Source organism: Helcococcus ovis, assembly GCF_004524775.2.
Lineage (GTDB): Bacteria > Bacillota > Clostridia > Tissierellales > Peptoniphilaceae > Helcococcus > Helcococcus ovis.
Genome location: NZ_CP119081.1, coordinates 724,387 through 739,979, shown reverse-complemented (window position 1 = coordinate 739,979; position 15,593 = coordinate 724,387). Strand labels below are relative to the sequence as shown.

The 15,593-nt window shown below is 27.6% G+C and carries 17 protein-coding genes and 1 pseudogene; all 18 read right to left on the bottom strand.

From position 1 onward, the window contains the following. Position 1 precedes the first annotated feature (1 nt). Positions 2–697, bottom strand: a complete 696-nt coding sequence (gene trmD, locus EQF90_RS03465) for a tRNA (guanosine(37)-N1)-methyltransferase TrmD (protein WP_134711621.1) — start codon at positions 695–697, stop codon at positions 2–4. Beyond that, positions 697–1,182: a ribosome maturation factor RimM gene (gene rimM / locus EQF90_RS03460; protein ID WP_167604079.1), complete on the bottom strand. Its 486-nt coding sequence runs from the start codon at positions 1,180–1,182 to the stop codon at positions 697–699. The genes trmD and rimM overlap by 1 nt, the downstream gene beginning before the upstream one ends. Then, entirely contained in the window at positions 1,169–1,414 is a 246-nt protein-coding gene (locus tag EQF90_RS03455; protein WP_134711619.1) for a KH domain-containing protein, read from the bottom strand. Before EQF90_RS03455 ends, rimM begins: the two co-directional genes overlap by 14 nt. Positions 1,415–1,598: 184 nt before the next feature. Next, positions 1,599–1,829 (bottom strand): annotated as a pseudogene (gene rpsP, locus EQF90_RS03450) (30S ribosomal protein S16); the annotation flags it as partial. Between the two features lie 17 nt (positions 1,830–1,846). After that, entirely contained in the window at positions 1,847–3,178 is a 1,332-nt protein-coding gene (ffh, locus tag EQF90_RS03445) for a signal recognition particle protein (RefSeq protein WP_134711617.1), read from the bottom strand. 10 nt (positions 3,179–3,188) lie between these two features. Continuing rightward, positions 3,189–3,527 (bottom strand): YlxM family DNA-binding protein, encoded by a 339-nt coding sequence (gene ylxM, locus EQF90_RS03440; RefSeq protein WP_134711616.1) that lies wholly within the window; start codon positions 3,525–3,527, stop codon positions 3,189–3,191. Positions 3,528–3,927: 400 nt separating this feature from the next. Beyond that, on the bottom strand, positions 3,928–4,365 hold the full coding sequence (locus EQF90_RS03435) for a PTS sugar transporter subunit IIA (RefSeq protein ID WP_134711615.1): 438 nt from the start codon (positions 4,363–4,365) through the stop codon (positions 3,928–3,930). Then, positions 4,365–5,357 (bottom strand): PTS system mannose/fructose/sorbose family transporter subunit IID, encoded by a 993-nt coding sequence (locus EQF90_RS03430; protein ID WP_134711614.1) that lies wholly within the window; start codon positions 5,355–5,357, stop codon positions 4,365–4,367. The genes EQF90_RS03435 and EQF90_RS03430 overlap by 1 nt, the downstream gene beginning before the upstream one ends. After that, a complete protein-coding gene (locus tag EQF90_RS03425; protein WP_134711613.1) occupies positions 5,347–6,141 on the bottom strand; it encodes a PTS mannose/fructose/sorbose/N-acetylgalactosamine transporter subunit IIC in 795 nt (264 codons plus the stop codon). The genes EQF90_RS03430 and EQF90_RS03425 overlap by 11 nt, the downstream gene beginning before the upstream one ends. Positions 6,142–6,156: 15 nt before the next feature. Next, entirely contained in the window at positions 6,157–6,633 is a 477-nt protein-coding gene (gene agaB / locus EQF90_RS03420; RefSeq protein WP_134711612.1) for a PTS galactosamine transporter subunit IIB, read from the bottom strand. An 11-nt stretch (positions 6,634–6,644) separates the two neighbouring features. Next, positions 6,645–6,920, bottom strand: a complete 276-nt coding sequence (gene yajC, locus EQF90_RS03415; protein ID WP_134711611.1) for a preprotein translocase subunit YajC — start codon at positions 6,918–6,920, stop codon at positions 6,645–6,647. A 145-nt stretch (positions 6,921–7,065) separates the two neighbouring features. Continuing rightward, entirely contained in the window at positions 7,066–8,361 is a 1,296-nt protein-coding gene (ftsY, locus tag EQF90_RS03410; protein ID WP_134711610.1) for a signal recognition particle-docking protein FtsY, read from the bottom strand. 79 nt (positions 8,362–8,440) lie between these two features. After that, positions 8,441–11,971: a chromosome segregation protein SMC gene (gene smc, locus EQF90_RS03405; RefSeq protein ID WP_167604077.1), complete on the bottom strand. Its 3,531-nt coding sequence runs from the start codon at positions 11,969–11,971 to the stop codon at positions 8,441–8,443. Positions 11,972–12,007: 36 nt separating this feature from the next. Next, entirely contained in the window at positions 12,008–12,724 is a 717-nt protein-coding gene (gene rnc / locus EQF90_RS03400; RefSeq protein WP_134711608.1) for a ribonuclease III, read from the bottom strand. A 1-nt stretch (position 12,725) separates the two neighbouring features. Next, entirely contained in the window at positions 12,726–12,953 is a 228-nt protein-coding gene (locus EQF90_RS03395; protein ID WP_134711607.1) for an acyl carrier protein, read from the bottom strand. Then, on the bottom strand, positions 12,950–13,933 hold the full coding sequence (gene plsX, locus EQF90_RS03390; protein WP_134711606.1) for a phosphate acyltransferase PlsX: 984 nt from the start codon (positions 13,931–13,933) through the stop codon (positions 12,950–12,952). The genes EQF90_RS03395 and plsX overlap by 4 nt, the downstream gene beginning before the upstream one ends. A 136-nt stretch (positions 13,934–14,069) precedes the next feature. Continuing rightward, entirely contained in the window at positions 14,070–14,258 is a 189-nt protein-coding gene (rpmF, locus tag EQF90_RS03385; RefSeq protein WP_134711605.1) for a 50S ribosomal protein L32, read from the bottom strand. A 93-nt stretch (positions 14,259–14,351) separates the two neighbouring features. Further along, positions 14,352–15,545, bottom strand: coding sequence for an acetate/propionate family kinase (locus tag EQF90_RS03380; RefSeq protein WP_134711604.1), 1,194 nt, complete (start codon positions 15,543–15,545; stop codon positions 14,352–14,354). Positions 15,546–15,593 lie beyond the last annotated feature (48 nt).

Genomic DNA, 15,593 nt, shown 5'->3' with positions numbered 1-15,593 from the left:
ACTATTCCTTTCTTATACTTTCAATATATTTTTCATATAAATCCGGTCTTTTTTTCTTAGTATTTTCAATACTACTTTTAATTTGCCATTCTTCAATTAATTTATGATTTCCCGAAAATAAAACTTCCGGAACCTTGTATCCTAAATATTCTCTAGGTCTAGTAAAATGATCATGTTGTAATAAAATATTGTAATGTGAATCTGTTTTATATGATAGATCATTTCCAAGTACATCGTCTATGAGTCTTGTAACTGCATCAATTAAAACCATAGCAGGTATTTCTCCTCCTGTTAAAACATAATCTCCAATAGATATTTCATAATCGACAAAATTATTTATAACTCTTGAATCAATTCCTTCATAATGCCCACAAAGTAAAATCAAATGACTTTCTTTTGATAAATCAATTGCGATCCCTTGATTTAATACCTTTCCTTGAGGACTTAAAAATATCACCTTACAATCTTCTGTTCTGACACTTTCAATCGCATCTACAACCGGCTGCATTGTCATAAGCATGCCTGCAGATCCCCCATATACTTCATCATCAACTTTATTATGTTTATTTTTTGAAAATCTTCTAATATCAATAGTGTTTATTTCTATAATATTATTTTCAACTGCTTTTCCAATAACTCCATAAACTTTTAAGAAATCAAAAGTATTTGGAAATAAAGTTAAAATATCAATTTTCATTACATGCCTTCTATAAGTTTTACAACAATTTTTCTATTATCTAAATCAACTGATAAAATAAACTCCTTTACTGCCGGTATCATAATTTCATGATCCTTGCTTTTAACAATATATATATCATTAACATCATATTTAAGCACATCTTTTATTACTCCAATTTTATGATTATCCTGATTATAAACTACCATATCAATTAACTCATTAATATAATATTCATCATCATCTAAACCTATCATATCACCTTCATTAATAAATATATCTTTATCCTTAAATTTCAATACTTCGTTTATATTATTAAAACCTTTTAATGTGATCATTACATTATCTTTGTGTTTTCTAACTTTTTCAATACTATACTCAATATTATCATTTCCGATATAATATGGAATATCTCTATCAAAACTTTCAACACCTGTTTTTGAGATTTTAAGCTCTCCTTTAATCCCATGTGTATTTATGATTTTACCAACTTTAATTTTGTTCATTATTTGCATCAATCACTAAATTTACTTTCTTTTGCTCTTTAATAGCACATGCCTTTAATATAGATCTTATTGAATTTGCAATCTTACCTTGCTTACCAATAATCTTTCCCATATCATCCGCATTTACCAATAATTTAATATCTACTATACCTTCATTTATTTCAGTAATTACTTTAACATCTTCCGGATTAGTAACTAATACTTTAGCAATATATTCTACTATTTCATTCATTTTATTATCCAAATTACTCTGCTGATTCTTCAACTTCTTCTGCAGCTGCTGCTTCAGCTTCTGCCTTAGCCTTTGCTTCAGCTTCTGCTTTTTCTCTAGCTATTCTTCTTTCTTCTGCTTCTTTAGCTCTTTTTTCAGCTTCTGCTTTCTTCTTTTCTTCTACTTTTTTAGCTAAATCTTCAAAGTCTGTTTTTAATAATCTAGCTACTGTTGTTGTTGGTTTTGCCCCTACGCCCATCCAGTATTGTACTCTTTCACTATCAATTTTAAATACTTTTGGTTCTGAAATTGGATTATAGTATCCGATTTCTTCTATAAATTTACCATCTCTTGGTGATCTTTCATCTGCTACAACTATTCTGTAGAAAGGTCTTTTCTTAGCACCTAATCTTTTCATTCTAATTTTTACTGCCATATTTTTCCTCCATGTTTTTAAAAGAATGGGAATCTCTTTTTCCCTTTTTTCATTTTTTTGTTCATAACACCCATTTTTTTCATCATTTTTTTAGTGTCATCAAACTGTTTAAGTAATTTATTTACTTCTCCAATATTTGTACCTGAACCATTTGCGATTCTTTTCTTTCTAGAATTATCAATAATATTAGGTTTTTCACGTTCATCATTTGTCATTGACCTAATAATCGCCTCAATTCTATCTATTGCCTTTGTATCAAAATTCATACCCTTTAATGCTTTAGCATTTACTCCAGGTATCATTTTTAATAATTCTTCTAAAGGACCCATATTTCTCATCTGAGAAATTTGTGAAAGAAAATCATTGAAATCAAAAGATTGATTTCTTAATTTTTCTTCAAGTTCTTTTGCTTTTTCCTTATCTAATGCTTGTTCGGCTTTTTCAATAAGTGATAATACATCACCCATACCTAATATTCTTGATACTAATCTATCCGGATGGAATTGTTCCAAATCTCCCATCGTTTCACCAGTACCAATAAACTTTATTGGTTTTTCCGTAACCGCTCTAATTGAAAGTGCAGCACCACCTCTTGTATCCCCATCAAGCTTTGTCATAAGGATACCTGTAATATCAATTTGCTCATTGAATGATTTAGCAACATTAACAGCATCTTGACCGGTCATTGAATCAACTACTAATAAAGTTTCTGTAACTTCAACATTTTCCTTAATTGCTTTTAATTCATGCATTAATTCATCATCAATATGAAGTCTACCAGCCGTATCTATAATAACCACATCATTACCATTTTTCTTTGCTTCTTCAATACCGCATTTTGCAATTTCTACAGGATCAATTTTACCTAAAGAAAAAACAGGTACTTCAACTTTTTGTCCGACAACTTTTAACTGCTCAATAGCTGCTGGTCTATATATATCTCCTGCAACAAGTAATGGTTTCTTGTTTTTTTTCTTTAGTAAAAGAGCTAATTTGCCTGTTTGAGTTGTTTTACCAGCACCTTGTAAACCTACCATCATAATTACTGTAGGTAATTTTGATGAAAATTTAAGTTCCTGATTATTATCACTCATCAAGTTAATTAATTCTTCATTAACAATTTTTACAACCATCTGTCCAGGAGTTAAACTCTGCATAACATCAGCACCTAAAGCTCTCTCTTTAACTTTTTGTACAAAACTTTTAACAACCTTAAAGTTTACATCAGCTTCAAGTAAAGCCAATCTAATTTCTCTCATTGCTGTATCAATATCTTTTTCAGTAAGTTTTCCCTTACCTCTAAGATTACTCATAAGGTTTTGTAGTCTATCCGATAAATTTTCAAACATTTAGCACATCCTATTTTAATTTTGTTTTAATTTGAAAAATCAAATCAATGTATTTTGAATATTCTTCATCATCGAGATCATTAATCAAATTTTTTTCTAATCTATCAACAAGCTCACTCAGTTCATTTGATCTTTTATACATGCCTATGCCTTTCTCAAAATCCAATAAAGCTTTTTCTGAACGCTTAATTGTTTCAGAAATGCTTTGCTTAGACACACCTTGAATATCAGCAATTTCAGTCAAAGATAAATCTTCTAAATAATGCATTTCGATAGATTCTGCTTGTTTATCTGTAAGTAATTTTCCATAGTATTCATATAGAATACTAATAACTACATTTTTTTCCATTTACTCTCCTGTCAAGGTTTTTCATTGACACTAAATATAATAGCAAAATCAATAGTTTATGTCAAATTTTATTTAATATATTTCATAATAAATTATACAGGAAAAATTTATTACAATTAGTATCTATACTTGTTTATATTATAGTAGCTTCAGGAAAAATAAATAATACACTATCTATTATAGAATTTAATAAAACTTATACACAAAATCATTTACATTTTTAACGATAAAAGAGAATTATAAACTTTAAGCTCTAATTTTCTTAATTTGTTACTTTAAATCTTACCCAACATTACTTTTAAATTATGGGTAGTTGATAAAGAACCTAAAAATGAGTTTAAAATTAAAAAGAGATAGAAAATTTAATCTCTATCTCTCTTGTTAAAACGAAATTATATATCTAAATTCCATCTTCAAATTCATCTGAGTCATCTTCTATTTCAACTATCTCAAATTTTTTAATTGATTCTTTTCCTGATTCTAAAATTTCATTAACTAACAAATCTATATTATCATTTTGAGTAGTAATAGCTGTAAATAACATCGCAAAATTTAATCCTGCAAGTACTCGTGTGTTTTCATTACTACCAAAATTCATAACTGAGCGATTAAAAGGAGTACCTCCCATTAAATCAGTAATTATAATTATATGGTCGTAATTAGAAAATGAATTATACGCTTCAACAAGTTTTTTATCTATGGTTTCAAAATTTTCACCTTCAAGAAAATTTACATTTTTAACATTTTCAAATTTTCCGGCAATCATTTCTATTGTGGATAAAATACCCTCTGAAAATTTCCCGTGTGCTGTAACTAAGACAGCTGTTGATTTACTCATTAGAATATTCCAATCCAGGCACCAAATAACCCTAACACAAATAGGAATATGATACCATATACTGGCGATAATTTCTTCTTTGCTATAAAGAAATACATCAACATAACCAAACCTAAATCAATTATATTCGGAATAATACCATCTAGTATTTTTTGAACATTAATTTTTGAATCAACCTCATTTTCTTTTTGGAATACTAATTCTGATGTTCCGTTTTTTAAATCAGTGATAGTCGTATCTGGTTTTAATGTCTTTTTATCATCTTTATATAAATATTTCTCAAAGTCTGAAATTTTGTCATTTGAAACTACTGTTTTAATTTCCTGCTTAACTAATTTCTTACCGTTTGGAATTTCGTATTTGGTTTTAATACCACCATATAAAACTGTTAAAGCTCCTACAATTATAACACCCAAAATTGATGCAGCTCTTGTAAATTCTTTAGCATTTTGTGTAAATAAATCAATAGCTTCAACACCCTTCTTATATGACCAGTACATTAACCAATATCTCAAACCAAATTGAGCTAAATTAAATACTAATAGGAATAAGAATGGAGCAATTATTTGTCCACTTAAAGCCATATTTGATGTGATACCAGCTAAAATTGGAACCAATGTAAACCAAAATAGTGCATCACCGATACCACCTAATGGTCCCATTGCCGCAACCCTAACAGCACGAATTGTATCAATATCTTGTTTATTTTGTTCTAATGACAATACAATACCCATTACAAATGTTACTAAAAATGGATGTGTATTAAAAAACTCTAAATTGTGTGTCATTGATTTTGACAAATCATCTTTATTTGTATGAATCTTTTCTAATCCGGGTAAAATACTATACAACCATCCTGCTGCTTGCATTCTTTCAAAGTTAAAAGATGCTTGTAAGAATAGTGATCTCCATACCATTTTATTTAATGTTTTATTATCAAGATTAGGAGCAACATTTGTGTCTACATAATGATTACTTTGATTATATTCCATCTTCATCTCCTCCCATTACTTGAGTATTTTTCACTTTAGTTTGAATTTGATAATCCCAATAAGAAACTGCAAAACCAATTAATGAGATTAACAATAATCCTGGAGCTTGTAGAGAAGGTATTGCATTAACAACTATTGCAATAGCAAAACCAAGGAAAAAGAATCCCCATAGTTCTTTTGAAAGCATAACTTTTAATAAAATTGCAAAACCAACGAATCTCATCATCTTACCTGCAACTCCCAAACCAACTTTTGACCATTCAGGTAATGCTCCCGCTACATTTTTACCAAATTCTGCACCAGCTACAAAGAATGCTAAAACTATCAAACCAAATATAGTACCTAAAATTGCCATAGACAAGTAGTTAACATGTGAAATCCCCTTTGGATTAGCATTTTCAGCATGTTTGTCAGCAACTTTCATAATAGGTGCCATAAGTGTAAATACAACATTAACAGCCTGTTGTCCTAAAACCGCAAAAGGATATGCTGCCGCTACTGCTGCTGTTGGTTCTAATTTTGATGTTACAGCAAATACTGTAGCCATAATACCACCTATTACTGCATTTGGTGGTTGTGCTCCACCGACAGGCATACTACCAATTTGAATCAATTGAAATGTTGCACCAACTGTCAAACCTGTTTGTACATCACCCAATATAGCACCGATAACAGGTCCTGTCACTATTGGTTGATATAGTGATTCCAAGAAACTAAATTGGTCTATAGCAGCAATAAAGGTTACTAAAAATACCAATAGAATCTGGATTATATTATATTCCATGATACCTCCTATAAATTATTTAAATAATTTTTCTGTACTTTCAGATTGCTCTTGAGGAACCTTTCTGATTTCCAATTCCACTCCACGTTCTTTTAGTTTTCTAAAAGCTTCAACATCAGCATCATCAACACATACAGCTGTAGCTACTTGTCTTTTTCCTTCAGCCATATGCATATTTCCAATGTTTACTTTAGTTATAGGAACCCCTCCTTCCACTAATCTAAGAACATCTTGTGGATTTTCACATATTATAAAGATCTTTTGTTTAGGAGATGCTTTATCAATAATACTAATTGTTTTTTCAATTGAAAAGTATCTTGTAGCGACACCATTTGGTGCAGCCATATCCATAAGACCTTGTCTCATTTTATTAGTTGAAACTTCATCATTTGCAACTAATAACAAGTTTGCTCCGACAACATTCGTCCATTGTGTAGCAACTTGACCGTGTATCATTCTGTTATCTATTCTTGTTAATAATATATTTGGCATCTTCATTCTCCTTACTCTTTAATTTCCCTTATACTAAATCTGTCCGCTGTAATTATAACATTTTTTGCTATTTCAATATCAACATCTTTTTCGCCTACTCTTGTTAATGTACCGTAAATACCATTATTTAACATTATTCTAACCCCAGGCTTTATCGATTCATGTAATTTTTTATAATATTGCCTTGATTTTTTTAAATTTAATATATTAAAAATTTGAATAATTGCAAATATAATTAATATAAAAACTATAAAAACTATTGAGGACGCATAAATCTGCTCCCACATATATCCTCCTTCTTATTAAGATTTCATTTTCCTATTTTCTAAAAAATAATATGTAATATACTATTACTTTAGGATTCCCCTGTTTACATAAGTATATTACATATTTTTTATTAAGTCAACGAATAATATGAAATTGCTATCATTTTTACTTAAGGTCAAATAATGCATCTACAAATTTCTCAGAATCAAACTTTTCTAGATTCTCCGCTTTTTCACCAATTCCTATATATTTTACCGGTACATTATTTTCAACTTGAAGCGGAAATACTACCCCCCCTTTTGCAGTACCATCTAATTTAGTTAATACTAATCCCGTAATATTTGTAACTTTATTAAATTCTTTAGCTTGGAATAAAGCGTTTTGTCCGGTTGTAGCATCAAGAACTAAAAGTGATTCTCTATTAGCTTCAGGATGTTCTCTAGAAATAATTCTATTTATTTTTTCCAACTCATTCATAAGATTCACTTTATTATGTAATCTTCCTGCTGTATCAATAATTAATACATCTTTATTTTTTGCTTTTTGAGATTTAATAGCATCGTACACAACTGATGCAGGATCAGATCCTTCTCTCGAAGAAATTAATTCAACATTAACTCTTTCCGACCATTGTTTTAGTTGCTCAATTGCAGCAGCTCTAAATGTGTCAGCAGCTGCCAAAATAACTGTTTTTCCTTCTTTTTGTAAATTATATGCCAATTTACCAATTGTTGTCGTCTTACCCACTCCATTAACACCGATTACCAATATTACCGTCTGTTTTCCATCAACAATATTTAACGAATTATCTTTGTTATTTTCTCTAAGTTTATTTCTTAAAATTTTTTCTAACTCAACTTTAATCATTTTCGGATCTCTAATATGATTATCTGCGACGATATCCCTTAATTCATCAATGACATTTACAGTAGTTTCAACACCCATATCAGCAGAAATCATGATTTCTTCTAATTCATCATATAAATCATCATCAATTTTAGCTTTACCATTTATCAAATTGTCAATTGCCGAATTCATTGCATTACGAGTCTTAAATAACCCTGATTTTAATCTTTCTAAAAATCCTTTTTTCTTTGGTTTTTCTTTTATTTCTTCAACAATTGGAGCCTCAACAACCATATTTTCTGACTTTATTTCTTCTAAAATTGAAGTTTTTTCTATAACTTCTGCTTTTTCAACTTTTTCTACTTCTTTAGCATTCTCAACATCTTCAACTATATGGTTTTCTCCAATAATTTCTGATTTATTACTGGAATTTACTTCTACTGTTGAAAGCTCTGAATTTTCTTGTAATTCTTTAACTTTCCTCATTGAATTTTCTATTATATTCTCAACTTGTTCTATTTTTTTATCTTCAACAATATCAATTTTGATTTCTTTTTTTACTTCAATATTTTCCTCTTTTTTATTTTTAAATTTTTCAAAAATCTTCTTAAACATTATATCTCCTTAAACTTTTTAATAATCAAATTATATCATAAAAAAACGTACACTATAAATATAATGTACGTAATCAATTTTATTCTTTATATTCATCAAGTGCTAGCGTAATGACTTTTGAAATTCCTTTTTCTTCCATAGTTACACCATATAAAATCTCAGCCATTTCCATAGTTACCTTTCTGTGTGTAATAATTATAAACTGTGTTTTATTAACTAATGATTTTAAGTAACCTATATATCTCTTTATATTTGCCTCATCTAAGGCAGCATCTATTTCATCTAGTACGCAAAATGGAGCAGGATTAATTTCAAAAATAGCAAAAAGTAAAGCAACTGCTGTAAGAGCTTTTTCTCCCCCCGATAAAAGTGCAATACTTTTTAATTTTTTACCTGGAGGTCTTGCAATAATGTCAATACCAGCATTTAATACATCATCTGAATCCAGCTTAATTTCAGCTTCTCCACCATTAAATAAAATTGAAAATATTTCATTAAACCTTATTTTAATTTTTTCAAATGCATCTGCAAAGGTTTCTTTCATATCTTTTTCAATTGATTTAATCATATTGATAATATCATTTTTAGAAGCAATTAAATCATCATATTGTTTATTTAAAAAATCTAATTCTTCAGATATTATATTAAATTGTTCGATACTTTCATAATTGAAATATCCTATTTTAGATAATCTTGATTTAATATCTAATACTTCTTTTTTTGTAGCTTCAATCTTATCAATACGTTTTAATTTTTCATCTAATTCCTCATCTGTAATTGAATAAGTTTCTTTATAATCATCTCTTAAAGAATTTACCTTTTGCTCTGAATTTTCAATTTTTAATTCTAATTTATATTTTTCTTTTTCAAATTCTGAAATCAAACTTTTTAAGTTTTCAATTTCTATTTTATCTTCTTTAATTTTAGTTATTAAATTTTTTAATTCTTCTTCAAGAACTACTATTTCACTATTTGATAAGTTTAAATTTGATTTAAAGTTAAACATATCTTTTGACAATTTTTCAATTTCTTGATTTGAATTTTCAATATTATTGATAGTTTTAACCAAAGAATCTTCATCTATTTTTAGTGTTTTTGAGTTATCTTCTAAATCAATTTTTATATTTTCAATATCATTTTCAATAATTGAAAGGTCTCTAATTAAAACATCTAATTCAGATTTATTCAATAATAATTTCTTTTCTTCTTCAGAAATATTTACATTTAATTTTTCTATATTATCTGAAACAATTTCCATTCTACTTTCTTCTTTTTCAAGACTTGAAGTCAAATGCTCAATCTCAGAAAAATCTTCCTGTTTTAATTCATCATCAATTTTATTTAACAACTCACTAAATTCATCTTTACGTTTATTATTAAACATTACTTCAACATTTAATTCATGAATATTTTTATTAAAATTATTTAAATTTATCTGATGATTAATATTAGCCGATTCAAACTCTTGAATATTTTGATTTAACTTATCTATATTATTATTTTTACTATTAATATCTTCATTCATTTTATTGATATCAATAGATAAATTGTGTAAATTTTCTATTAAATCATCTAATTCTTTTCTACGATTTAAAAGGCTATTACTTTCTTTTTTGAATGTATTTCCTCCAACCATAGACCCCCAAGAATTAATAATTTCCCCATCAAGAGTGATAACTCGATATCCTTTAATATTTTTAGAAACTTCTACAGCATCTTCAATATTTTCAACTAGTATTGTTTTTGATAGAAAATGATCAATTATCCCATCTATCTTTTTGTCATTTTTTACCAAATTATTAAATGTATCAATGATTTTTGGATGCTTAACATTATATTTATTTGCCGAAATTTTATTAATAGGTAAGAATGTGATTCTACCAATATTATTTTTCTTTAAGAAATTAATTAAAAATTTACCATCTTCTTCATTTTCTATAACAATATTTTGAAGAGATGATCCTAAAGCCAAATCTAAGGCAACTTTATACTTATCTTCAACTTCAATCAAATCAGCTAAAACACCAACTATTTTTGAAGATATGAAAGTATTTTTATCAGCAATTTTTAGTAAATCTTGAACAGATCTATAATAACCATCGTATGATTTATACTGTCTTTCTAAAATATCTTTTTGAGATTCTAGTTTTAAGTAATCATTTTTTTTAGTAGATAATTCTAATCTTAATTTTTCAAGAATACCAATAATAACATTTTTCTTATCGTTAAATTCATTAATTACTTCAACGTTTTTACTTATTTTCTCTTCAACATTTTTAATATTATTTTCAATTTCAATAATTTCTATACATTTATTTTTTAATAAAGAATCAATTTTATCTATTTCTGAAATATAATTTAATTTTAGTTGATTATTTGAATCATCTAATTTTTCTTTAGTATTTTTATTTATTTTCAAATCTGACAATTTTTCTTTATTTTTTTCAATACTAATTGACAATAAATTCTTTTCAGATTTTAGATTGTTAAATTTCAGGTGTTTAACTTCGAGCACTTTATTTAACTCAATTACTTGTCGATTAACTTCTTCCTTTTTAGATTTAATCTCTACATCCTTAAATTCTTTTTCAACAATTAAATCTTTAAAATTTAATATCTTTTCCTTCTTAATATTTATAGCCTTTTCCAATCTTTCCTTGTCAGCTATAAAAAATTTATTTTTTTCTCTTAAAATATTAATTTGATTTTCTAAACTTTGAATTTTTTTATCGCCTAAAATTTGATTTTCTTTTTTTTCTTCTAATTCATCAGTTTTTCTATCTATTTCTTCTTGAACTGGATAAATTAAATTAGTAAGTTTATTTAATTTATCATTCGAATTGCTAAGTTCTAAATCTATGTATTCTAATTTTGATTTATCATTTTGTAAATCATCTGAATTTTTTTGAATAGCTTTATCTAATAAATTAAGTTCTAATAATTCTAATCTATTAGTTAATTTTATTCCCTCTTTTGCATTTTGAGATTGCTTTTCCAAAATATCAAATTGTTGCTTCTTAACCTTTAGTTCACTACATAATCGTGCTAAATTTTCTTCATTTTTTAACAATTTTTTTTCAGCTTCACTTTTTTTATATTTATTTTTTGATATACCTGTAGCTTCCTCAAAAATATATCTTCTTTCTTCATTTTTACCATTAAGAATTTCATCAATACGACCTTGACCTATCATTGAATATCCATCTTTTCCGATTCCCGTATCCAAAAATAGTTCTCTAATATCTTTTAGTCTAACAGGAGATTTATTAAGCAAATACTCGCTATCTCCTGTCCTATATACTCTTCTGGTAACATTTACTTCATCAAAAGCAATAGGTAAAGACTTATCACTATTATCTAAAATTAAAGATACTTGAGCCATATTCATTTGTTTTTTTATATCAGTACCTGAAAAAATTACATCCTGCATACTTGCCCCACGAAGCGACTTAGCTGATTGTTCACCTAAAACCCACTTTATAGCATCTGCAATATTTGATTTTCCTGATCCATTTGGTCCAACAACCGCTGATATATCCTTATTAAAAAGTAATTTTGTTTTATCCGCAAAGCTCTTAAATCCATATAGTTCTACATATTTTAATTTCATAATTCCTACCATAAAAAAACTATTCTTTCGAATAGTTTATTTTTTTAATACACCTATTTTTTCCAATGCAGTTTTAGCAGCCATTTGTTCTGCAATTTTTTTATTTTTGCCCTTTCCTTCTGATATCATTTTGTCTTCAATATAAAGCTCAAAATAAAAAAGTTTGTCATGTGATGGGCCAATTTCATTTACAAGCCTATAAACAATATTTGATTTATTTTTTTTATGTAAATACTCTTGTAACATTGATTTATAGTCATTAACGCTTTCTTTTTGGATCTTTAGTTCTTTAACTTTATCAATAATTAAATTATAGATAAGATCAAAAACAACATCATATCCACCATCTAAATACAAAGCTCCCATAACGGCTTCAAAAGCATCAGATTTAATTGACGGCTTTTCTCTACCTCCAGTTTTTTCTTCACCTTTACCTAATAATAAAAATTCAGCTAATCCCAATTGATCAGCAAATTCAGAGAATGATTTTTCACAAACAAGATTTGCTCTAACTTTAGTTAAAAATCCTTCTTGTTTTGGTTTAAAATTTTTATATAAAATTTCTGAAAAAGCTAGTTCACAAACTGCATCTCCTAAAAATTCTAATCTTTCATTACTTTTATTTTTATAATTAGGATGTTCATTTGTATAAGAGGTGTGGATAAAAGCTAAATTTAACAAATTAATATCATTAAATTTATAATTTATTTTTTTTTCTAATTTATCTAATTTAGCAATTCTATCTCGAGTCATTTTATTTTCCAGCTTTTCTTTCAACTACTGCAATAACATCATTTACAGTCTTTAATTCTGCTAATTCTGAATCAGATATTTCAATATCAAATTCCTCTTCAATACTCATAATAAAATCTAAAAGCCCAATTGAGTCTATTTCATAATCTTTAACCAAATCTGCATCCAGGTCAAATTTATCTATCATCAATTCACTTTTTATCATTTCTATAATTCTTTCTTTTATCATAATCTCTCCTCTATTGTGTTATTTATATTACTGTTTATTAATTCCTCTGCTTTATATATAGCAAATTTTATAGCCTCTCTATCGGAACTTCCATGAGCCTTAAACAAAGGCTTATTTAATCCTAGAAAAATACCTGCTCCTACTTTTTTATAATCGTATTTGTCTTTTATTTTCTTTAATGATTTTTTTAAAAGTAATGCACCTATTTTAGAAAAAAAACTACTTGTAACAGCAGTTTTTATTTCCGAAAACAATACAGATGCTGCCCCTTCTGTAGATTTTATCATCATATTACCGGAAAAACCATCAGCTACTATAACATCAGCTTTGCCTGTCAAAAAATCTCTAGGTTCTATATTGCCACAGAAATTTATATTTGGATTATTTTTTAATAATTGATAGACTTCTTTAGTTCTGATATCACCTTTTCCTTCTTCTGCACCAATATTAACTAAATATACTTTAGGATTTTTTTTATTAAGGTATTTTTCAGCAACAACACTTCCCATTACAGCGAATTGTTCTTGCATTTCCGGTTTAGTATCGACAACAGCTCCGGAATCAACAAGTATAGTCTGACTCCCTGATCTTGTAGGAACCAAAGTAGCTAAAGTTGCTCTCTTAACATTTTTTAAACGCTTTGTAATAAATATTCCTCCAGCAAGAAGTCCACCTGTACTCCCAGCAGATAAAAATCCATCGCCCTCTTCGTTTAATTTTTCAAGACCCAATACTAACGAAGCATTTTTTTTTCTTCTTAAAGACCTTACCGGATCATCATGATTTTCAATAAACTCATTTGTATCAATAAACTCTACTCTTGAATGATCAATATTTCTTTTATTAATAATTCTCTGTGCATTTTCTTTTGGCCCGACCAAAATAAAATTTAACTTTGTTTTTTCAAATGAATCACAGACTCCATTAACAACTTCTTCAACTCCCAAATCTGCACCCATTAAATCTACAACTAATTTCATATCATCTCCATTATATTTGATAATAATATAATACCATATTTATAAAAATATTAAAATATAATAAAAAATGATGTTATAAAATGGTCATCAATTTATAACATCACATAATTTTATTATTATTTTTTTGAAAAGAATTTTATTCTTCATTTTCTTCTACTTCAAATATTTTTTTACCATTATAATATCCTGATGGACTTACTCTATGTGGTAATCTTGCTTCATTTGTTTCTGAATCAACAACAAAATTTACTTTATTTAATCTATAAGAAGAAGCTCTTCTTGATGCTGTTTTAGCTTTAGATGTTTTTCTCTTTGGTACTGCCATGTGAACACCTCCTTGATCTTTTTACATTAGTATTTTAAATACATTTGAATAACATAAGTATTATACATATATTTTAGCTACATGTCAATATTTTTATAAATTTTCTACTATATTTTGTGTTTCTCTAGCAATCATTAATTCTTCATTTGTAGGAATGATAAATACTTTAACTTTTGAATCTTCAGCTGAAATTTCTTTTTCATCTCTAGCACCTTTGTTTGCTTCAACATCAACTTTGATGCCTAAGTTTTCTAATCCTTCTAAAATATGTTCTCTCGCATAATCTGAATTTTCTCCGATACCTCCTGCAAACGCAATAGCATCAACTCTTTCTAATAAAGCATAATATGATCCAACATATTTTTTAGCTCTATTTATAAACATATCTAGTGCCAATTTTGCTCTTTCGTTTCCTTCCTGACTTGCTAATAAAACATCTCTAAAGTCAGACGACACACCACTCACTCCTAATAAACCTGATTTTTTATTTAATAATGTATCCATTTCATCATATGAAAGATTATATTGTTTTCCAATATTAAACACAACAGCTGGATCAATATCTCCACTTCTTGTACCCATTACTAAACCTTCTAATGGTGTAAGACCCATTGATGTGTCATATGATTGTCCATTTTTAACTGCTGTAATACTTGCACCATTTCCTAAATGACATGTTATTACATTTACCTCTTCAGGTTTTTTGCCTAACTTTTCAGCAACTTTAAGTGTTATATATTTATGACTTGTTCCATGAGCACCATATCTCTTAATCGCATCTTTTTCATAGTATTCATAAGGAATGGCATATAAAGCATTTTCCGCCGGTATAGTTGCATGGAATCCTGTATCAACACAAATTACATTTGGTTTTCCCGGTGCAACTTCTTCAACACCTTTTATTCCTTGAATTGCTCCCGGGTTGTGTAACGGTGCAAATCTTATAGCGTCTTCTAAAATTTCTAATGCTTCATCATCTACTAATCTAGGATTAATAATTGAGCCACCATGAACAATTCTATGCCCAATAGCCTTAATATCATCAATATTTTTAATGATACCATAATCTTCATGTGTTAAAACTTCAAATAATAATTTTACAGCTTCTTTATGTGATGGCAAATTTCTTTCTATAACAACTTTTCTATCACCTTTTTTATGTTCAATATTTGATCCTGAAATACCAATTCTTTCTATTAACCCCTTACCGTAAACTTCACCTGTTTGTGAATTTAGGTATTGATATTTAAGTGATGAACTACCACTATTTAATACTAAAATATCCATAATATCCCCTATCTATTTTTTTATATCTTTTTAAGTTATAATTAAAAT